Genomic DNA, 19,218 nt, shown 5'->3' on the forward strand with positions numbered 1-19,218 from the left:
AACCGCATGTCTGGGTATGACCGCGTAGTGCAACCCGCGGCCGGCGACGAGGCCCTGGAGAACCACCTCGGCGGGGACGAGGCCAGGAACTACCGGCAGTACGAGTTCGACATGGTCGCCCCGCACGTGGGCCGCTCCATGCTGGAGATCGGCTCCGGCCTCGGCCACTTCGCCGAGCAGTTCCTGCCCCGCCTGGACCGGCTGGTGGTCAGCGACTTCGACCCCTACTGCGTGGAGCAGCTCAAGAAGCGCTTCACCGGGCGCGACGACATCGACGTGCTGCAGTTCGGCCTGCCGACCGAGATCCCCATCGGGGAGAAGGTCGACACGGTCGTCCTGATGAACGTCCTGGAGCACATCGAAGAGGACGTCGAGGCCCTGCGCTCGCTCGCCGCCGTCACCCTGCCCGGCGGCCGGATCGTCATCTGGGTCCCCGGCTACATGCAGCTCTACGGGGACTTCGACCGCAAGGTCGGCCACGTCACCCGCTACACCCCCGCCACCCTGCGCAGCACGGTCACGAAGGCCGGCCTCGACATCGACGTGCTCAAGCCGATCAACTTCCTCGGCGGCATCGCCTGGTGGGCCGCCGTGCGCCGCGGCGGCGTCGGCTACCCCGACCCCCGGCTGGTGAAGATCTACGACCGCACGGTCGTCCCCGCCACCCGCTTCATCGAGCGGTTCGTCCGGCCTCCCTTCGGGCAGACCGTCTTCTGTGTGGCCCGCGTACCGCAGTAGCGCGGCCGCCGGACCGCCCGCGGGGCGGCGCCCCGGCCGGTCGTGCCTTCCCGGGCCTGTCGCCCCGGCGTAGCGTCGGAGGCATCCGCGTCCGAGGAGGTCACGATGACGACCGATTACGCCAAGGCACGTGCGGTGGCCGAGCAGGCCCGCGAGAAGGAGTGGACCCGGCCCAGCTTCGGCCGGCAGCTGTTCCTGGGCGACTTCCGCCTCGACCTCGTCCATCCCGCCCCGGCGCTGCCGGAGACCGAGATCCGCCGGGGCGAGGACTTCCTGCGCGCCCTGCGCGGGTTCCTGGAGACCAGGGTCGACCCCGCGCTGATCGAGCGGACCGCGCAGGTGCCCGACGAGGTCGTCAAGGGCCTGGCCGACCTCGGCGCGTTCGGCATCACCATCAAGCGGGAGTACGGCGGGCTGGGCCTGCCGTACCTCTACTACGGCCGCGCCCTGATGCTCACCGGCTCGTACTGCCCGGCGCTCGGCACCCTGCTCTCCGCGCACCAGTCGATCGGGGTGCCGCAGCCGCTGAAGCTGTTCGGCAGCGAGGAGCAGAAGCGCGCCTTCCTGCCCCGGTGCGCCAAGGGCGCGATCTCCGCCTTCCTGCTCACCGAGCCCGACGTCGGCTCCGACCCCGCGCGGCTGGCGACCACCGCCGTCCGGGACGGCGACGACTACGTGATCGACGGCGTGAAGCTGTGGACCACCAACGGCGTCGTGGCGGACCTGCTGGTGGTGATGGCCCGCACCGGGTCGAAGATCTCCGCCTTCGTCGTCGAGGCCGACAGCCCCGGGATCACCGTCGAGCGGCGCAACTCCTTCATGGGCCTGCGCGGCATCGAGAACGGCGTCACCCGCTTCCACCGGGTCCGCGTCCCCGCCGCCAACCTGATCGGCCGCGAGGGCCAGGGTCTGAAGATCGCCCTGACCACGCTGAACACCGGGCGGCTCTCGCTGCCCGCCGTCTGCGCGGGCAACGCCAAGTGGGCGCTGAAGATCGCCCGGGAGTGGGCCGCCGAACGCGTCCAGTGGGGGCGCCCGATCGGCGAGCACGAGGCGGTCGCGGGCAAGCTCGCCTTCGTCGCCGGCACGGCCTACGCCCTGGAGGCGGTGATGGACCTGACCTGCCGGCTGGCCGACGACGAGAGCAACGACATCAGGATCGAGGCCGCGCTCGCCAAGCTGTACGCCTCGGAGCTGGTCTGGAAGGTCGCCGACGAGCTGGTCCAGCTGCGCGGCGGCCGGGGCTACGAGACCGCGGAGTCGCTGGCCGCCCGGGGCGAGCGCGGGGTCCCGGCCGAGCAGCTCCTGCGGGACGTGCGGATCAACAGGATCTTCGAAGGCAGCACAGAGATCATGCACCTGCTGATCGCCCGCGAGGCGGTGGACGCGCACCTGTCGGTCGCCGGCGAACTGGTCGACCCCGCCGCGGCGCCGCGCGACCGGGCCCGCGCCGCCGCCCGCGCCGGCGGGTTCTACGCCCGCTGGCTGCCCACCCTGATCGCCGGGGCGGGGAACCGGCCCGGCTCCTACGCCGAGTTCGGTCCCCTGGCGGCGCACCTGCGCTACGTTGAGCGGACCGGCCGCCGGCTCGCCCGCTCCACCTTCTACGGCATGTCCCGCTGGCAGGGCCGGCTGGAGCACCGTCAGGGGTTCCTGGGCCGGATCGTGGACATCGGCGCCGAACTGTTCGCGATGACCGCGGTCTGCGTGCGGGCCCGCGAGGAGGCGGCCGAGCTGGGTCGGCGTCCCGCCGAGCTGGCCGACACCTTCTGCCGCCAGGCGCGGCTGCGCGCCGAGGCGCTCTTCGACCGCCTCTGGGACAACACCGACTCCGGCGACGCGCGGCTGGCCAGGTACCTGCTGAAGGGCCGCTACACGTTCGCGGAGGAGGGCGTCCTGGACGCCTCCGTCGACGGGCCCTGGATCTCCGCGGCCGAACCCGGCGCCTCGGCCGCCGAGGACCTCCGCCGACCGGTCCACTGACGCCGCCCGTCCTCCGCCGACCGGTCCACTGACGCCGCCCGTCCTCCGCCGACCGGTCCACTGACGCCGCCCGTGCCGTCGGTCCGCGCCGTCGGTCCGCGCCGTCGTCCCCCGACGGCGGCACGGGTCCGGCGGATACCGACGCATGTCTGGAATCAACCGGAACGAGGGGAAATTAAATGGCTTGCACCGACCCCGTCCGGGCGCGTACCGTCATCGTCATGTGGATTTTCTCCTAAGAAGCCGGCGTCGATCAGCCACTGACTGATCCGCCCGCACTCAGCCCTCTGGCCCCGTAGTCCTGACGCGGCAGCTGAGTTTCCGGCACGGCCCCTCGCGGCGCCGCGTCGTCACCGTCTTCGAAGGAGATTTCCCTATGCGAATTCGCATGACCGCCAAGCGTTCCGGCAAGACCCGCACCCCGCTCCCCGGGCGGACCCCGCCCGCCATGCCGCCAGTGCCCCGGCAGATGCCCAGACCGCACCTGCCGGTGAGGCCGACCCAGCAGCCGCGCCGGATCCCCGGCAAGGGCGGCCGCTGAAGGGGAGGGCGCCGCGGTCCCTCCCACCAGGGGACCGCGGCGCCCTCTCGTGTCCGCCCGCGCCGTACGGCGCGGGCGGACACGCCCCTACAGGCGCTCGATGATGGTGACGTTGGCCTGGCCGCCGCCCTCGCACATCGTCTGCAGGCCGTACCGGCCGCCGGTGCGCTCCAGTTCGTGGAGCAGCTTGGTCATCAGGATCGCGCCGGTGCCCCCGAGCGGGTGGCCCAGGGCGATCGCGCCGCCGTTCGGGTTGACCTTGGCCGGATCGGCCCCGATCTCCTTGAGCCAGGCCAGCGGGACCGGGGCGAACGCCTCGTTGATCTCGGTGACGTCGATGTCGTCGATGGACAGGCCCGACCGCGTCAGCGCCTTGCGCGTGGCGGGGATGGGCGCGGTCAGCATGTAGACCGGGTCGTCTCCGGTGAGCGCCAGCGTGACGATGCGGGCGCGCGGGGTCAGGCCGTGGTCGCGGACCGCCTGCTCGGAGGCGATCAGCAGCGCGCCGGAGCCGTCGGAGACCTGCGAGGAGGTGGCCGCGGTGATCCGGCCGCCCTCGCGCAGGGTCTTCAGCCCGGCCAGCTTCTCCAGGGTGGAGTCGGGGCGCGGGCCCTCGTCGTCCTCGACGCCGCCGACCGGGGCGATCTGGTCCTTGAAGTAGCCGTTGGCGACGGCCTTGACCGCCCGCTGGTGGCTCTCGTAGGCGTACCGGTCGAGCTCCTCGCGCGACAGGTCCCACTTCTCGCACATCAGCTCCGCGCCGCGGAACTGGGAGATCTCCTGCTTGCCGTACCGCTCGACCCAGCCGTCGCCGAACGGGAAGGGCATGCCCTTCTCCAGCGCGGCCGTGATGCTCGCCCCCATGGGGACGATGCTCATCGACTCCACCCCGGCGGCGATCACGAGGTCCTGGGTGCCGGAGAGCACGCCCTGGGCCGCGAAGTGGATCGACTGCTGGGAGGAGCCGCACTGGCGGTCGATGGTGACGCCGGGGACGCTCTCCGGCAGGCCCGCCGAGAGCCACGCGTTACGGGCGATGTCCATGCTCTGCGGACCGAACTGCATCACGCATCCCATGATCACGTCCTCGACCGCGGACGGGTCGACGCCCGTGCGGTCGATCAGCGCCTTGAGGGTGTGCGCGGCCAGGTCGGTGGGGTGGACGGTGGACAGCCCGCCCTTCTTCTTGCCGACCGGGGTACGGACCGCCCCGACGATGTACGCCTCTGCCACAGTGCCTCCTGGGTCCCGTCCCAATGAAACCGAGCATCATTCTGTCAGTAGGAGGTTACCTCAGAACCTCCGCCCGCGCCCGCCCGGGAGTCCCCGGAAGGGCGTGGCGGGAGAACCGGCCCGGCGGAGGAGCCCTCCCTCCCGGGTCGGAGACCCTTCCGGAGACCTCTGGTGATCGGCGGGCGTGGACGCCGGAACGGCCCGGCCCGGCCCGGCGCCGGAACGGCACGGCCCGGCGCCGGATCAGGACGGACGGTGCAGCACGATGTAGCCGTCCCTTTCGAAGACCGTGCGGTAACCGCCGCGCAGCGCCTCGTCGACCCGCTGCCGCTGGAGGTCGTGGGCTCCGAACGGGAAGGACCAGCGGTCCACGTCGGCCACGATCCACGGCGCGCCGCGGGGGTCGGGCCCCCACAACAGCACGGTCGTCCGCGAGCTGAGCGCCGGCCCGACGTGGTTGACGGCTTCGACGACCACCCCGTCCGGCACCACGGCCACCGCCTGCCGGGCCGCCGCGACGTGCGGATCGCCCGCGTAGAAGGACCACTCGACCAGGTTGCCGAGCGCGAAGCGCGGGATCAGCGTGATGGCGATCACGCAGACGGCGACCGCCCAGTGACGGCCCACCGCGTGTCCCGCGTCCCGGCCTTCGACGCGCTCCGCGTCCCGGCCCGGCCCCTCCGGCCCGTCCGCCACCTCCGGCCCGTCCGCCACCTCCGGCCCGTCCGCGCCGCGGTCGGTGCTCCGGTCGGTGCTCCGGTCGACGCCCCGCCCGGCGTGCCCGGCCCGCAGGCGCCGTCCCAGCCGGTCCACCCCGTCCACGCCCGCGCACAGCAGGACCGCCACGATGAAGGCGTTGTAGTGGTGGTCCGGCCCCCACCACTGCGACCGGTCGCCCAGGAAGCGTTCGGCGATCATCGGAACCGCCATCAAGGTGAGCGGCGAGAGCAGCGCGGTCAGCAGCACCGGCCAGAGGAGGAAGGCCAGGGTGTCGACCTTGATCTCCGGGCTGACGAACTGCCACAGCGTCCCCAGCGGGTCGCGCGCCATCCCGGCCACGGCCTCGCCCGCGGTCGCCCCCCACCGGCCGTAGGCCCAGTGGAAGCCCGTCTCGCCCGAACCCGCCAGCGGCATCAGGACACCGCGGACCGTCACCAGCGCCGCGAGCGCGAGCAGGACGAACGCGGTCCCCTCCAGCCTGCGCCGTGTGACGAGCAGGTAGAGGCCGAAGCCCGCGACGAGCAGGCCCATGTCCTCCTTGACCAGCAGCAGGCCCAGCGCGGCCAGGACCGCCACGCCCCGGCGGCCCGCGTCGAAGCGCTCGATCATGATCGCGCTCAGCAGCGGGACGAAGGCCACCTCGTGGAAGTCGAACCCGGCGGTCTGCGCGACCGGCCACGAGAGCGCGTAGGCCACCGCGACCAGGTGGGCGGGGACCGGGCCCAGGCGGCGCGCGGCGTAGTGCCAGACGGGGACCGCGGCCAGTGCGAGCAGGACGGCCTGGGCGATGATCAGGGTCTGCGGCCCGTCGTGGATCCAGTACAGCGGAGCCAGGACGGCGAGGATCGGCGAGAAGTGGTCGGCGAGCTGGAGGAAGTCCATGCCCAGGCCGTGGTTCACGCCCACCGCGGGCGCCGTCGGGGGCCCGAAGCCGGCGTAGCCGCGCACCGCCTGGTCGAAGATGACCAGGTCGAAGATGCTGCTCCGGAAGGTGGCCAGCTTGACCAGCCCGAGTACGGCGTAGGCGTAGGCGGCCAGCAGCACCGTCGCGCCCAGCACCAGGGGGTGGACCCGCCGCTGCACGAACCCGTCGGCGCGCTCCAGGGCTCCGGCGGCGACTCCGGCGACGCGCCCCCTGAGCCCGGCACCGCCGGAGGCCGGCTCCGCCGCCGCGGTACCGGTTCCCCCGGCCTCCGCCGCCGCCGTACCGGCCCCCCCGGCCTCTCCGCTCTCCCCTTCGCCGCTCCCCCCGCGCCCGGGGACGGTGTCCGCGCTCATGTCCGGCGGGTTCCCGTCATCGTCGCGTAGGCGATCACGTTGTCGGTGTAGTGGCCGGTCGCGCGGTCGTAGGTCCCGCCGCAGGTGATCAGGTGCAGTTGCGGCACGGCCGACTCGCCGTACACCCGCTGCGTCGGGAAGACCGACTTCTCCGCCTGCTCCAGCCCGCCCACGGTGAACACCGCGATCAGGCCGTCCTGGCGGTGCACCTCGATGACGTCGCCGTTGCGGATCTCGTGGAGGCGGCTGAAGACCGCGCTCCCCCTCCGGGTGTCCTTGTGCCCCAGCATGATCGCCGGACCCGCCTCCCCCGCGGTGGGGCCCGAGCGGTACCAGCCGACGAGGTTGGGGTCGCTCACCGGCGGCACCTCGATCGCCCCCCGCCGGTCGAGCCCGACGGACTCGATCGGCGCGCTGACGCCGAGCTTCGGGATGACCAGGCGGAGCGGGGTCGACGGCTGCAGCGGCGGGGCCGCGGGCAGGCTCGGCTGCGGCGGCGGCACGGTCGGGGCGGCCTGGAAGTACTGCTCCGCTCCGGCGGCGCTCGGCTGCACCCGCGGCGGCAGCGTGGTCCGCTCGTCGGCGAGGCCGTACTGCTCGGGCGCGGAGACCATGAGGATCATCCCCACGAGCACCGTGACCACCCCGGCGATCCCGGCCAGGATCAGCACCGACCGCAGCACCCGCCCCCCGGCGGGGTCGACGTACGGCTCGCCGTACCCGGGCGGCGGATGACCCGGATCGCCGTACCCCAGAGGGAGACCGCCCGCCCGGCCGTACCCCGGGGGGAGGTGGCCCGCCCGGCCATGCCCCGGAGGGAGGCGGCCCTGGTCGGAATGCCCGTACGGCGGGCGGCCCTGGTCGGGATGCCCGTACGGCTGCGCGGGCCGTCGCGGTCCTCCGCCCTGCGGGGCGGGCCCCGGCCGCCGGCCGTCCGGAGGGGGCGTGGTCATCCGGCCACCCCGGTCAGCCCCGCTGCGCGGTACGGCGCCGCAGCACCAGCCCGCCGGCGCCGGCCGCCGCGACCATCAGCGCCCCGCTCAACATGATCATGCGGGCGTCCGGACCGGCCTCGCCGCCGCCGCCCGTGGACGCCGCGCCCTCGGGCGTCTCCTCGATCTGCCGTGTCTTGGGGCTCTTGACGGTCTTGGTGCTCTTCGTGGGCTCCGGCGTGATGGTGGTGGTGACGGTGATCGTCGGCTTCGGCGTCGTGGCCGTGGCGGTGGGCGTCGCCGTCGGGGTGCCCGTACCGGTGCCGGCGCCGGAGGGCTTCACCGTGATCAGCAGCCCGGCGGCGGTGACCTCGGCCGGGGACGCGGGCGTGCACTCGTAGAGGTCGTTGAGGGTCCCGGTGCCGCCGGCCGAGGTCACCGCCAGGATGAAGGAGCTGGGCTGGACCCCGATGACGCCGGTGGCCGTCGGCGTCATCGTGATGAGCACGGGGGGAGGCGTCAGCGGGCCGCCCTGGGGCACCGCCGCCGGGGCGGCCGAGACCGTGGCGAAGACGGCCGCGCTCTGCGTGGGCAGCGGCGAGCCGGTGACCAGTGCCTCCGCCTCGACCACGAGGCGCTCGGTGGCGGCGATGGCCGACGGGGCGAGCAGGCTCGGCTCGGGGGCGATGGGCTGGCCGATCTTCCAGGTCGCGACGACCGGGCCGTTCGGCGTCGGCGCCAGCGGGCCGGTCAGGTCCATCTGGAACTTGTAGGGGCTGGAGGCTCCCCCGGTCTGCGGCTCGCAGTTGTAGGTGACCGGCTTGGGAGCCGCCGCCATCGACGCGATCGCCGGGACGGCTCCGAAGAGGACACCGGCGCCCACTGCGCCGATGGCGGCCGTCTTGACCGCGACGCGCCTGCGCGTCTTGGACTTCAGCACGGTCTCTCCCCGGTTGGATGAGGTTGCGCGGTGGGGCGGTCGCCCGGGATGCCCACCGATGGTCAAGTCGTGTCATAGATCTTATGGAGACCGACCGGCAAGCGGAAACATCTCGGCAAAACGGGCAAAAATTCTCCCGCGTCCCAGACCTCCCCCTTCTCACCGTCCGCTGGACGATCCTCAAATGGTCGACGAAGCTCCTCCGCAGGAGGCGACGCCGTGGCAGGGAGAGCGGAAGCGGCCGTGCATGACGGCGCGGACGGGTCGGTCGTCTCAGGGCGTGGAGACTGCGGGGATGCCCGGGCGTGAGGGGCCCGAGCCGCACGGCATGCGGCGGCAGGAAGACCGGAGCCACCCGACTCCACACTTTTGATCATTGTCTACGACACGGGGATGTTGATCGCTCTCGCCGACCGCAAGGCCAAGGCCGTGCGACTGCACGACGGTCTCAAGGCCGCACCGCACCGTGCGGTCGTGCTGGGTCCCGTCCTGACTCAGGTCTGGCGTCCGGCTCCGACTCTGGTTCACGCCATCGCCGCCTCGCTACGTGACTGCACCGTTCCCCAGGCACGGGGTTCCGCTCCGGCGCTCCGCCCGGCAGCGGCGGGGCAGCCCACCTGCCTGATGTGCACGACCGCACCGGACCTCGCCGACTGGCAGCGGATCGGAGGCGCTCTCGGCAGGGCCGGACTACCGCCGAAGAAGCGTCCGGACGCGGTCGACGCCCTGGTGGCACTGACCGCCGCACGTCACGGCAGTGCCGTGGTGCTCACCAGCGACCCCGAGGACATGGCCGCCTGTCTGAAGGCACTCGACGCGCAAGACGTACGTCTCGTCACGGTGTGAACGCCCGGGTCAGCGGGAGGCTGCCCTGGCCTTGCCGGTGGCCGAGAGGGTCGCGTAGACGATGATGTTGTCGGTGTAGTGGCCGGTCTTCTGGTTGAGCACGCCGCCGCAGGTGATCAGGCGCAGGGTCGCCTCACCGGTGTTGCCGTAGACCCGCTTCGACGGGAAGGCCTGCTTGCTGACCTGCTCGACCCCGTCGACGGTGAACTCCGCCACGGCCCCGTCCGAACGCGAGACCTTGATCTTGTCTCCGCGCCGGAGTTCCTTCAGCCGGACGAAGACCCCGGCCTTGCCGTTGCCGTTGACGTGGCCGAGGACGACCGCGGGCCCCTGCTGGCCGGGGACGGGACCGTGCTTGTACCAGCCCGCCTGGTGGAGCCTGGTCAGCGGAGGGGTCTGGACCCGCTGCCTCTTGTCGATCCCGAGCGTCATCAGCGACGACAGCACACCGATCTTGGGGATGGCGATCCTGCGCGGGGTCGCCCCCTCGCTCGTGAGCGGCTCCGGCGGCATCACGACGGGCAGCGGCGGCGCGGCCGTGGGCGCGGCGGCCGTCAGCGGCGTCTCCAGCCCGCCCGGTCCCACCTCGGCGGGTGCCCCCGCCGCGCCCTGGTCCTGCGGCTGGACGGGCGGCGGCTGGTTCTGCGCCGCCGCCTGGGGCACCGGAGGCCCGTACATCTCCTCCTCGGAGAGCGGGGCCAGGTAGGCCAGCAGCCCGGCCATGACCATCGCCACCCCGCCCAGCGACCCGGCGACCAGGAGGGAGGGGAGCAGCCACCTCCTGCCCCCGCCGGCCGCGGGCGCGCCTCCCGGGGGGACAGGGCCACCGCCCGGGTAGCCGGAGCCACCGCCCGAATAGCCGGAAGCACCGCCCGGATGGGCGGAAGCACCGCCCGGATGGGCGGAGCCGACACCCGGATAGGCGGAACCGTTCTCCGGAAGGGGGCCGGGCCCCTCCTGCGGCGACTCCGGATGCGTTCCGGCGCCCATGCCTACTCTCCGCCCCGCGCGTGCCCCGCCCGGCGCCGGACGAGCACCACGCCGCCCAGCATCCCGCCGAAGAGCATGGCCGACCCGGCTCCGACGAGGCCCAGCCCGGAACGTTCACCGGGCCGGCCGCCCGTGTCCGCGCCGCCCTGCGGCGTCACCACGACCTGGGGGGTGGTGGGCGTCGCCCGGGTCGGCGTGACGGTGACGGTGGCGGTCGTGGTCGGCTTGGGCGTGGTGGCCTTGGCGGAGGTGGAGGACGAGGCACTCTTGCTCGTCCCCGGGGTCGGACCGGTTCCTCCGGAGGTAGGCGTGACGCAGGTGGGCGTCGGAGTGGACGAGGGGGTGGACAAAGGACTGCCCGTGGCCGACGTGGTGGGGCCGGGAGTGCACGTCGGCGGAACCCTGGTGCCGGTGGACGTCGGCGTGGAGGTCGGTGTGGACGTGGGGGTCGAGGTCGGCGAGCCGGTCATCGTGGGGGTCGGCGAGCCGGTCATCGTGGGGGTCGGCGACATCGTCGTGCCAGCCTCACCGATGGTGACCTCCACCGCCACCGGCTTGCTGACGAGCCTGCATACGGAGCGGTACCAGTGCGGCGGACCCGCCAGTTCCTCCGTGACGACCCGGAAGGCGTCCAACTGGGTCCACTTGCCATCACCGCCGTCGTCCATGATCTCGATGGTGTGCGGACCGTAGCTGAGACCGCGGAAGCTCCAGAGGGTCTGCCCGCCCTGGGTGGAGGAGTTCGTCTGCTCCCCGTTCTCCTCCTTCGACGCGTCGACGGAGGCCGGCGTGGCCGCCTTGCCATCGATCTTGAACCAGACCTTGCCCGCGTCCTTGTCGCGCCGGGCGATGTAGTCGATGCCGGTGCCGGAGAACTGCATGAAGGCGCTGTCGCCCTCATTCTTCGTACGGTGGACGTCCCGCTGATAGTCGTTGTGGTGCGGCGGTTGGTCGCTCAGGTCGTCCCATCCGGCCACCCCGCCGTACTTCACCGCCGAATCGTCGTCGTTGACCATCCTCTCGCCCGCAGGCGGCGTGTAGTCGACGAACAACCGCTCCGGTACAAGGACGACCTTCGCCGCCCGGGTGGTCTGCGCGGCGTCGGAGATCGTCTCCGGAAGTTCCAGGACGTCGTCCGACTGGTCGGCGCTCCCGACCGGTTGGAGGATGCCCTGCCAGGCGCCGGAGAGCTGCACGTTGCCGGTAACCGTGACCTTTCCTCCGGAGGCGGCGCCCTGCGGGGTGCTGAACTTGGTCGTGCCTCCGGTGTACGCGAGGTTCCATCCGATGCTCAGCGGGTCACCGACCGACAGCACCGTGGGGATCGACAGCTTGGTCTGCAGGCGCACCGCGCCCTCCCTGGCCATTCCCCCGGTGCACTTGTAATCGATGACGAACTCGGCGTTGTTCGCGGAGGCCGTGCCGGAGGACAGCACGACCAGCGCGCCGCTCAGCAGGCCCAGCATCGGGACCGCGACCGCCGTACGGAGTCCTGTCGTCCACCGCGCCACTGGTCACTCCGCTCGTAAAACCTGGACACAGAAGTGGTCATTTCATCACAACCGGTCCGGATCGTACTGGTATACGGCCGCACCCCGCAGGAGGTTCGGGGAGACTCCAGGGGCACTGTGGCGCAGTTGTGATCTCTGAACGTTCCATCCGGCGAACCCGGCGCCCCGATCTCCTGTACCTCCAGGTAACAGAATCGTATTCTGTTCCGCGGAGACCCTAAGGAGGCAGTCCATGCAGCGAGACCTCTTCGAGGAGGAGCACGACCTCTTCCGGGAGACCGTGCGCGAGTTCCTGGCCCGGGAGGTCGTGCCCCACCACGACCGGTGGGAGAAGGACGGCATCGTCCCCCGCGAGGTATGGAAGAAGGCCGGCGAGGTCGGGATGTTCGGCTTCGGCGTGCCGGAGGAGTTCGGCGGGGCGGGCATCAAGGACTTCCGCTACAACGCGGTGATCGTGGAGGAGATCACCCGGGTCGGCGCGTCGGGCCTCGGCTTCTCCCTCCACAACGACGTCATGGCCCCGTACTTCGTCGACCTGACCAGCGACGAGCAGAAGGGCCGGTGGCTGCCCGGGTTCGCGAGCGGCGAGCTGATCACCGCCGTCGCGATGACCGAGCCGGGGGCCGGCAGCGACCTGCAGGGCGTGCGGACCACCGCCGTGCGCGACGGCGACCACTACGTCCTCAACGGTTCCAAGACCTTCATCACCAACGGCATCAACTCCGACCTGGTGGTGGCCGTCGCCAAGACCGACCCGGCCGCGGGCGCCCGGGGCATCTCGCTGCTGGTCGTCGAGCGCGGCATGGAGGGCTTCACCCGGGGCCGCAACCTGGACAAGATCGGCATGCACGCCCAGGACACCGCCGAGCTGTCCTTCGACAACGTCCGCGTCCCCGCCGCCAACCTGCTCGGCGACCAGGAGGGCCAGGGCTTCTTCCAGCTCATGGGCAACCTGCCGCAGGAGCGCCTGTCGATCGCCGTCGCGGCGGTGGCCGCCGCCGAGACCGTGCTCAAGGCGACCATCGACTACTGCAAGAACCGCCAGGCCTTTGGGCGCAGCATCGGCACCTTCCAGAACACCCGGTTCGTGCTGGCCGAGCTGGACACCGAGGTGGAGATCGCCCGGCACTACCTGGACAAGTGCATCCTCGCCCTCAACGCGGGGCGGCTCACCGTCGTGGACGCCGCCAAGGCCAAGTGGTGGACCACCGAGCTGCAGACCAAGGTCATCGACCGCTGCCTCCAGCTGCACGGCGGCTACGGCTACATGATGGAGTACCCCGTCGCCAAGGCCTGGATCGACAGCCGCGTCCAGACGATCTACGGCGGGACCACCGAGATCATGAAGGAGATCATCGGCCGCTCCTTCGGCTTCTGACCGCCGCCGACCGCTGCCGGCCGTTTCTGCCCGCCGCCGACCGCTGCCGGCCGTTTCTGCCCGCCGCCGACCGCTGCCGACCGCTGCCGACCACTTCTGACCGCTTTCAGCCCTCTCGTCGGGCCTCTTCGGCCCCTCCGGGCCGCGACGCCGGTCACCGGCCACGCCCGCCCCGCGCCCACGCCCGCACGACGGAATGCCTCCCGGTGCGGGCGTGGTCGGCGGCCGGAGCCTCAGTTCCTGACGAGCTCCTCGATCCTCACCGCCACCCCGTCCTTGATCGTCACCTTGGCGTACAGCGAGACGTCCGCCTTGAGCGCCTTCTTCAGCTGGTCCACGCTGCACCGGTGCGGGATCGCCCCCTCGTCGCAGACGCCGCCCTGCACGTCGAGCACCTCGGTGTACGGCAGGAGCTGCGCGGTGCGGTCGCCGGCGTCGTCCCCCGCGATCAGGATGGAATCCGCCCCCTTCATGGTGACCTGACCCTGCACATCCTCGTCGAGGCCTCTGCCGCCGGGGATGTCCGGGCTCGCCGGCGCCGACGGCGAGGACGCCGGAGGCGACGCCTCGGCCGTCTCCGGGGCCGTCTCCGGAGGCGGGGCCGGGGTGGAGGCGGCGGGAGACGCCGCCTGCGGAGCGGATCCCGAGGCGGAGGGCGCCCCCGGGGCGGCGGACGGGTCCGAGCCGCCCTCCCCCGTGCAGGCGGAGAGGCAGACGGCGAACGCCGCCGCCAGCAGGACACGCGTTGTCTTCGACGTTCTGTTCACGACGGCCACCCTGCCACGAACCGCCGCGCCGTACGCACCCGCAGCGTACGGAGGCCCGCGCGGAACCTCCGCACCCCGCGGCCGGACGGCGCATACTGGTCAGCGAGACTCCCCCGAGGCGGTGACGATGGACAGCGGACTGATCCTGCTGGTCTTCCTGGCGTTCCTGTTCGCCTGGGGACTGAACCGGGTGCGCCGGGCACTGCGGCTCGGTCCCCTCGCCTACGCGGGCGTCATGATCGTGTTCATCATCGTGATGCTCGCCGTCTGGGGCCAGACCATGCGCTGACGGACGATGCGCCGGGCCGCGCCGGGAACGAACCGCGCGCCGGCGGGTCCCGGGCCGCGCGCTAACCGGCGGACGCCTCCAGCAGCACCCGGGCGACCAGCTCGGGATCGTCGCTCATCGGCAGGTGGCCGCAGCCCCGCAGCAGTTTCACCCGCTGCCCGGACCACCGCGCCGCCCGCACCGCCTGCCGCCGCAGCAGCAGCCGGTCGCGCTCGCCCCAGGCGATCGTGACCGGCACCTTGGGCGGCGCCGGAGGCATCAGCCACGCGAACGAGGCCAGCGTCTCGTCGAACCCCCGGGCACCCCGCAGGGCCTCTCCGGCGGCCAGGACCGCCTCCTCGGAGAGCCTGCCCGGATGGGCCACCATCACGCCCGTCGACAGCGCCCGCGCGACCGGGTTGCGCGCCGTCGCCTCGGCCCGCTCCGGCGGGAGGGCCAGCGCCGCCGCCCTCGTCGCGCGGAGCACCGTCTGGAGGTAGCGCAGCTCGCCCCGGCTCCAGAACCCCGCCGGGGACAGCGCCGCGGCCGTGCGGACGACCCCGCGGGAGGCGAGCTCCAGCGCGACGTAGCCGCCGAGCGAGTTGCCCGCCACGTGCGGCTCGCGGACGCCGAGCATCCCGCAGAAGGACTCGACCGCGTCCGCGAGCGTCTCCGCGGTGTACGGCGTGCCGGGCGGCAGCGGCGGCGAGACGCCGAACCCCGGGAAGTCGACGGCGATCACGTCCCGCTCGGCGGCGAGACGGTCGAGCACGGGCAGCCACCCCTGCCAGTGGTGCCCGATGCCGTGCAGCAGGATCAGGGGCGCTCCGGCCCCGCGTCGTTCGAAGGCCAGCTCCATGAGACCACTCAAGCACCGATCGGGCGGCGGGCCTAGCCCCGTGACCGCACGGGGCCGGGCGGCGCGCTCAGCGCGACCGGGTGGGGATCTCGAACCAGACGGCCTTGCCCTCCTGCGTGGGGCGGGAGCCCCAGCGCCGGGCGAGCTGGTCGACGAGGTAGAGGCCGCGGCCTCCCTCGTCGTTCTCCCCCGCGCTGCGGATGCGGGGGAGCCGCAGGTCCTGGTCGAAGACCTCGACCCAGACGGACTCCCGGCCGCGGCGGATCCGGAGCGTGAACTCCTTCTCCGCCGCCACCTCGTCCTCGTCCTCGAAACCGGGCAGGTCCCAGGACTCGTCGAAGTCGAGCGAGCCGCCGTCCATCACCAGGTCCCGGCGGGGGACGTTGGAGTTGGCGGCGTGCAGCACGACGTTGGTGACCACCTCGGAGACGAGCAGGCAGGCGAGCTCGGCCCGCTCCTCCGGGACGTTCCACTCGGCGAAGGCCTCCGACGCCATCCGGCGGGCCTCGCTGACCATGATCGGTTGAGCCGCGAAGGTGCGCTCCTCGACCTGCAGGTCGGCGGCGGCGGACCGGACCACCAGGATGGCCATGTCGTCGTCGATCTCCCCCGGCACCGCGACCGTCGCGGCGTCGGCGATGTGCTCCACCGAGTCGCGGGAGAACTCCACGAGCCTGTCGCAGAGCAGCGTGAGGTTCTCCTCGTCGCTGAGCGGGCGGCTGCCGGAGTCGCGCATCGGGCGGCGGTCCACCAGGCCGTCGGTGTAGAGCAGCAGCGACGCCCCCGGCGGCAGCGTCCGCGTCTCCTCCTTGTAGACCAGGTCGGCGTGCACGCCCTTGGCGCGGACGCCGAGCGGCTGGCCGACCTCCTTGATGTCGAGCTCGACGCAGGTGTCGTCGACGAGCAGCAGCGGCGGGGCGTGTCCGGCGTTGGCGAAGGACAGCTCCCGCGACCAGGCGTCGTAGACGAGGTACTGGCAGGTGACGATGGGCGGGACGCTGATGTCCTCACCGCTGTCGTCCTGCTCCGGGGTGGCGATGATGCGGGTCCACTCGTCCAGGCGGGCGAGGATCTCCGCGGGCGGCTTGTCGTCCTGGGCGAAGGCGCGCAGCGCGGCCCGGAGCTGCCCCATGACGGCGGCGGCCTTGGCGCCCCGGCCCTCCACGTCGCCGATGACGATGCCGACCCGGCCCGCCGAGAGCGGGATCACGTCGTACCAGTCACCGCCGACCTGGGTCTGGATGCCCTGGCCGTGCGAGGCGAGCGGCGCGGCGGGGTAGTAGCGGACCGCGATCTCCAGTCCGTCGAGCTGGGGCAGCGCGCGGGGCAGGAGGTACTTCTGGAAGGACTCGGCGGTGTGCCGCTCCTCCTCGAACAGCAGCGCGTTGTCCACCGCCAGCGCGACCCGGGTGGCGATGGCCCCGACGAAGTCGCGGTCGAAGGTGTCGTAGTGCGGGCTGCGCCGGTCGGTCAGGTTGGACAGCCCCAGGTACATCAGGCCGAGCGTCTCGCCGCGCACGCACAGCGGGGCGACGATGGCCGACGTCAGGCCGACCTCCGCGGCCAACCGGGTGCTGCCCTCGCTCGGGCTCGGGTAGCGGGTCCGGGCGAAGTCCTCGACCAGGATCGTCTCCTGGCGGCGCAGCGCGGTGTCGGCGTAGTGGCCCGCGGGGTAGCGGATCTCGGCGCCCAGCGGAGCCCAGGTGCCCGGCGGCGGGCTCCAGCCCTGCACGTGGGTGGAGACCCTCCGGGTCAGCCGCTCGCCCTCCATCAGCTCGATGAAGCAGTGGTCGGCGAACTGCGGGACGAGCATCTCGGCGACGCGCTTGAGCGTCTCCTCGACGTAGAGCGAGCCGGCGAGGCGCTCGCCGATCCGCTCCAGCAGGCCGAAGCGGTCCTTCTCCCGCTCGTTGCTCCGCATCGCCTCACGGGCGGTGATGACGATGCCCGACACCGCCCCGGAGGAGTGGCGCAGGGGCACGGCCTGCGCGCGAACGTAGATCATCGTCCCGTCGCCGCGCTTGACCTCGAAGGTGCCCTCCCAGACGCCGCCCTTGAGCACCTGCTTGGCGGCCTCGACCACGAGCGGGTGGTCGGCGTCCGTGAGGTTCGGCGCGAGCCCCCGCGGCTCCGTGGAGCCCGGCGGGCCGGAACGGCCGAAGAGCCGCTCGGCGAACGGGTTCCAGTAGAGGAGATTGCTGAAGCGGTCGGTGACCACCACCGCCATCTCCGCCTGGTCGAGGACGGCTCCGGCCGAGAGGTGGTCGGCGGCGTCCTGCGGAAGATCCCCCCACCGCTTCATCGAGTGACCGCCCCTCGGTAACGGGTGTGCGCAAAGCCAACCACGGTTGCTCCTGCTGCAGTCTCGGCCGGGGAGTGGAGGGATTTCCCCGTGGGATCCAACCGGGTGAATGCGCGCCGGTCAGCGCGCGGAGACGAAGACGTGGGCAGCGACCTCCCGCGGAAGGTCCGCAAGAGAGTTGCCCGTCGCATCGTCACCTATCACCCGCACACCGTCGTCGCTCGCCGCGAGCGTCACCTCGCGTCCGGGTTGTATCCCAACTTGCTTGAGTTTAAGCATCACAGCGGGATCGCTTTGCACTTGTTCGCTAATTCGACGCACGACAACGGGTACATCCCTGGGTCCGGCCGCCTCCGCCATCGACGGCAGCGACTCCCATTCGACTCCGGCCGCGGTCACGCCGAGCTCCTCCAGCCCGGGGATCGGGTTGCCGTGCGGGTCCCTGGTCGGGTTGTTCAGCAGCGTGATCAGGCGCGCCTCGACGGACTCGGACATCACGTGCTCCCAGCGGCACGCCTCGATGTGCACCTCCTCCCAGGGCAGGCCGATCACCTGGGTCAGCAGGCACTCCGCGAGGCGGTGCTTGCGCATGACGCGGGTCGCCAGGGTGCGGCCGAGGTCGGTCATGGTCAGGTGCCGGTCGCCCTCGACCCGGACCAGGCCGTCCCGCTCCATCCGCGCGACCGTCTGGCTGACGGTCGGGCCGCTCTGCTGGAGCCGCTCGGCGATACGGGCCCGGAGGGGGACGATCCCCTCCTCCTCCAGCTCGAAGATCGTACGGAGGTACATCTCCGTGGTGTCGATCAAACCGTGTGCGGTCAAGACTCCTCCCGTCCTGTATCGGCGCCGCGTCCGCTCCGCGGCGTCCCGCGGCTCGTTCCGGACAGGGCTGGATTCGCAAAAAGGTCTCGGGCTACGACCCTATTGGGAGAACCGCCCGCGATGACCCCAGATGACGAACGACGGCAACGCGGCGCGGCCCGGAATGCTTCCCCGCCGTCCCGGAGCCCCCGACGCGGCCCGCCCCGGAGCCCCCCGACGCGGCGAGCCCCGGGGCCCCCGGACGCGGCGAGCCCCGGGGCCCCCGGACGCGGCGAGCCCCGCGGGCACGGGCAGGCGGACCCGACGGGCACGGCCACCGGGCCGGCGGCCCGCCCGCCGGGAACCGGCCGGACGCGGTCAGGGGGCCAGGCGCTCGACGACCCAGGAGTCCCCCGCGCGGCGGTAGCGCAGCCGGTCGTGCATGCGGTCGAGCTGGCCCTGCCAGAACTCCGCCTCCGCCGGCACGACCCGGAACCCGCCCCAGAAGTCCGGCACCGGCGGGTCCTCGGGCCAGCGCTCCGCCAGCCTGGCGTACCGCTCGTCCAGTTCCCGCCGCGAACCCACCACCGCGGACTGCCGCGACGCCCAGGCGCCGATCCGCGAGCCGTACGGCCGGGACCGGAAGTAGGCGGCCGACTCCTCCCGCGGCACCCGGACCACCGGGCCCTCCACCCGCACCTGGCGGCGGATGGCGTGCCAGGGGAACAGCAGGCAGGCCCGGGGGTTCTCGGTCAGGTCCCGGCCCTTGCGCGACTCGTAGTTGGTGTAGAAGACGAACCCGGTCTCGTCGTAGCCCTTGAGCAGCACGGTCCGCGCCGTCGGCCGCCCGCCCGCCGAGCACGTCGCGACGACCATCGCGTTCGGCTCGGGAAGCCCGGCGTCCACGGCCTCGCCGAACCAGGCGGCGAACTGGGAGATGGGATCGGGTGCGAGGTCCTCCTCCAGCAGGGGATGACCCTCGTAGGTGCGTCGGAGCCCCGCCGGCGACGGCGGGCGCGAGGTGGCGTCCACGGGACGGTATTCTCGCGTGCTTGACCGCCGCCCACGCGCACCGCCCCCCACCTGGGGCTATCGCGTTCCGGCGGGACCGGCGGCAGGTCTACTCCCCGC

Annotated in this window: 17 protein-coding genes; 6 read left to right on the forward strand and 11 right to left on the reverse strand. The window is 72.5% G+C overall.

Annotated elements, in window-relative coordinates; translation table 11 throughout:
- Positions 1-27: 27 nt before the first annotated feature.
- The 3 genes from HS045_RS05450 (at position 28) to HS045_RS05460 (ending at position 3,262) form a co-directional block, all read left to right on the forward strand.
- Entirely contained in the window at positions 28-738 is a 711-nt protein-coding gene (locus tag HS045_RS05450; RefSeq protein ID WP_307827389.1) for a methyltransferase, read from the forward strand.
- 105 nt (positions 739-843) lie between these two features.
- A complete protein-coding gene (locus HS045_RS05455) occupies positions 844-2,721 on the forward strand; it encodes an acyl-CoA dehydrogenase family protein (RefSeq protein ID WP_196450042.1) in 1,878 nt (625 codons plus the stop codon).
- 376 nt (positions 2,722-3,097) lie between these two features.
- Positions 3,098-3,262 carry a hypothetical protein gene (locus HS045_RS05460; protein WP_196450043.1) on the forward strand — a complete coding sequence of 55 codons (165 nt, stop codon included), beginning with the start codon at positions 3,098-3,100 and terminating at the stop codon, positions 3,260-3,262.
- A gap of 87 nt (positions 3,263-3,349) precedes the next feature.
- Here the strand turns inward: HS045_RS05460 and HS045_RS05465 are convergent, their stop codons facing one another.
- From HS045_RS05465 to HS045_RS05480, 4 genes are all read right to left on the reverse strand, one after another.
- A complete protein-coding gene (locus HS045_RS05465) occupies positions 3,350-4,495 on the reverse strand; it encodes an acetyl-CoA C-acetyltransferase (protein WP_196450044.1) in 1,146 nt (381 codons plus the stop codon).
- A gap of 243 nt (positions 4,496-4,738) precedes the next feature.
- On the reverse strand, positions 4,739-6,493 hold the full coding sequence (locus HS045_RS05470; RefSeq protein ID WP_196450045.1) for a DUF2079 domain-containing protein: 1,755 nt from the start codon (positions 6,491-6,493) through the stop codon (positions 4,739-4,741).
- On the reverse strand, positions 6,490-7,446 hold the full coding sequence (locus tag HS045_RS05475; protein WP_196450046.1) for a class F sortase: 957 nt from the start codon (positions 7,444-7,446) through the stop codon (positions 6,490-6,492). Before HS045_RS05475 ends, HS045_RS05470 begins: the two co-directional genes overlap by 4 nt.
- 13 nt (positions 7,447-7,459) lie before the next feature.
- Entirely contained in the window at positions 7,460-8,365 is a 906-nt protein-coding gene (locus tag HS045_RS05480) for a hypothetical protein (protein WP_196450047.1), read from the reverse strand.
- 393 nt (positions 8,366-8,758) lie between these two features.
- On the opposite strand from HS045_RS05480, the gene HS045_RS05485 reads away from it, so the two are divergent.
- The gene (locus tag HS045_RS05485) at positions 8,759-9,211 is read left to right on the forward strand and encodes a hypothetical protein (protein ID WP_196450048.1); all 453 of its coding nucleotides are present in this window, start codon (positions 8,759-8,761) and stop codon (positions 9,209-9,211) included.
- A 9-nt stretch (positions 9,212-9,220) separates the two neighbouring features.
- Here HS045_RS05485 and HS045_RS05490 read toward each other — a convergent pair whose 3' ends face one another.
- Both HS045_RS05490 and HS045_RS05495 read right to left on the reverse strand, forming a co-directional pair.
- Positions 9,221-10,201 (reverse strand): class F sortase, encoded by a 981-nt coding sequence (locus tag HS045_RS05490; protein ID WP_196450049.1) that lies wholly within the window; start codon positions 10,199-10,201, stop codon positions 9,221-9,223.
- 2 nt (positions 10,202-10,203) lie between these two features.
- Positions 10,204-11,712 (reverse strand): hypothetical protein, encoded by a 1,509-nt coding sequence (locus tag HS045_RS05495; protein ID WP_196450050.1) that lies wholly within the window; start codon positions 11,710-11,712, stop codon positions 10,204-10,206.
- A gap of 232 nt (positions 11,713-11,944) precedes the next feature.
- On the opposite strand from HS045_RS05495, the gene HS045_RS05500 reads away from it, so the two are divergent.
- A complete protein-coding gene (locus tag HS045_RS05500; protein WP_196450051.1) occupies positions 11,945-13,090 on the forward strand; it encodes an acyl-CoA dehydrogenase family protein in 1,146 nt (381 codons plus the stop codon).
- 233 nt (positions 13,091-13,323) lie between these two features.
- On the opposite strand, the gene HS045_RS05505 is transcribed toward HS045_RS05500, so the two are convergent.
- Positions 13,324-13,857 carry a hypothetical protein gene (locus tag HS045_RS05505; protein ID WP_196450052.1) on the reverse strand — a complete coding sequence of 178 codons (534 nt, stop codon included), beginning with the start codon at positions 13,855-13,857 and terminating at the stop codon, positions 13,324-13,326.
- A gap of 127 nt (positions 13,858-13,984) precedes the next feature.
- On the opposite strand from HS045_RS05505, the gene HS045_RS05510 reads away from it, so the two are divergent.
- A complete protein-coding gene (locus HS045_RS05510) occupies positions 13,985-14,146 on the forward strand; it encodes a hypothetical protein (protein WP_196450053.1) in 162 nt (53 codons plus the stop codon).
- Between the two features lie 61 nt (positions 14,147-14,207).
- Here the strand turns inward: HS045_RS05510 and HS045_RS05515 are convergent, their stop codons facing one another.
- The 4 genes from HS045_RS05515 to pdxH all read right to left on the reverse strand — a co-directional run bounded on the left by HS045_RS05515 (position 14,208) and on the right by pdxH (position 19,119).
- Complete coding sequence (locus HS045_RS05515; RefSeq protein WP_230883443.1) at positions 14,208-14,996, reverse strand: alpha/beta fold hydrolase; 789 nt, start codon at positions 14,994-14,996, stop codon at positions 14,208-14,210.
- A 55-nt stretch (positions 14,997-15,051) separates the two neighbouring features.
- Entirely contained in the window at positions 15,052-17,286 is a 2,235-nt protein-coding gene (locus HS045_RS05520; RefSeq protein ID WP_196450054.1) for a SpoIIE family protein phosphatase, read from the reverse strand.
- Positions 17,287-17,406: 120 nt separating this feature from the next.
- Positions 17,407-18,108 (reverse strand): metal-dependent transcriptional regulator, encoded by a 702-nt coding sequence (locus tag HS045_RS05525; protein ID WP_196450055.1) that lies wholly within the window; start codon positions 18,106-18,108, stop codon positions 17,407-17,409.
- Positions 18,109-18,465: 357 nt separating this feature from the next.
- On the reverse strand, positions 18,466-19,119 hold the full coding sequence (gene pdxH, locus HS045_RS05530; protein WP_196450056.1) for a pyridoxamine 5'-phosphate oxidase: 654 nt from the start codon (positions 19,117-19,119) through the stop codon (positions 18,466-18,468).
- Between the last annotated feature and the right edge of the window lie 99 nt (positions 19,120-19,218).

Source organism: Planomonospora sp. ID82291 (genome assembly GCF_015711645.1).
GTDB lineage: Bacteria > Actinomycetota > Actinomycetes > Streptosporangiales > Streptosporangiaceae > Planomonospora.

Excerpts from the sequence above, each read along its gene's own strand:
- HS045_RS05485 (WP_196450048.1), top strand. The coding sequence starts at position 8,759 with ATGTTGATCGCTCTCGCCGACCGCAAGGCCAAGGCCGTGCGACTGCAC.
- HS045_RS05510 (WP_196450053.1), top strand. The coding sequence starts at position 13,985 with ATGGACAGCGGACTGATCCTGCTGGTCTTCCTGGCGTTCCTGTTCGCC.
- HS045_RS05460 (WP_196450043.1), top strand. The coding sequence starts at position 3,098 with ATGCGAATTCGCATGACCGCCAAGCGTTCCGGCAAGACCCGCACCCCG.
- HS045_RS05455 (WP_196450042.1), top strand. The coding sequence starts at position 844 with ATGACGACCGATTACGCCAAGGCACGTGCGGTGGCCGAGCAGGCCCGC.
- HS045_RS05470 (WP_196450045.1), bottom strand. The coding sequence starts at position 6,493 with ATGAGCGCGGACACCGTCCCCGGGCGCGGGGGGAGCGGCGAAGGGGAG.
- HS045_RS05490 (WP_196450049.1), bottom strand. The coding sequence starts at position 10,201 with ATGGGCGCCGGAACGCATCCGGAGTCGCCGCAGGAGGGGCCCGGCCCC.
- HS045_RS05520 (WP_196450054.1), bottom strand. The coding sequence starts at position 17,286 with ATGAAGCGGTGGGGGGATCTTCCGCAGGACGCCGCCGACCACCTCTCG.
- HS045_RS05475 (WP_196450046.1), bottom strand. The coding sequence starts at position 7,446 with ATGACCACGCCCCCTCCGGACGGCCGGCGGCCGGGGCCCGCCCCGCAG.
- HS045_RS05500 (WP_196450051.1), top strand. The coding sequence starts at position 11,945 with ATGCAGCGAGACCTCTTCGAGGAGGAGCACGACCTCTTCCGGGAGACC.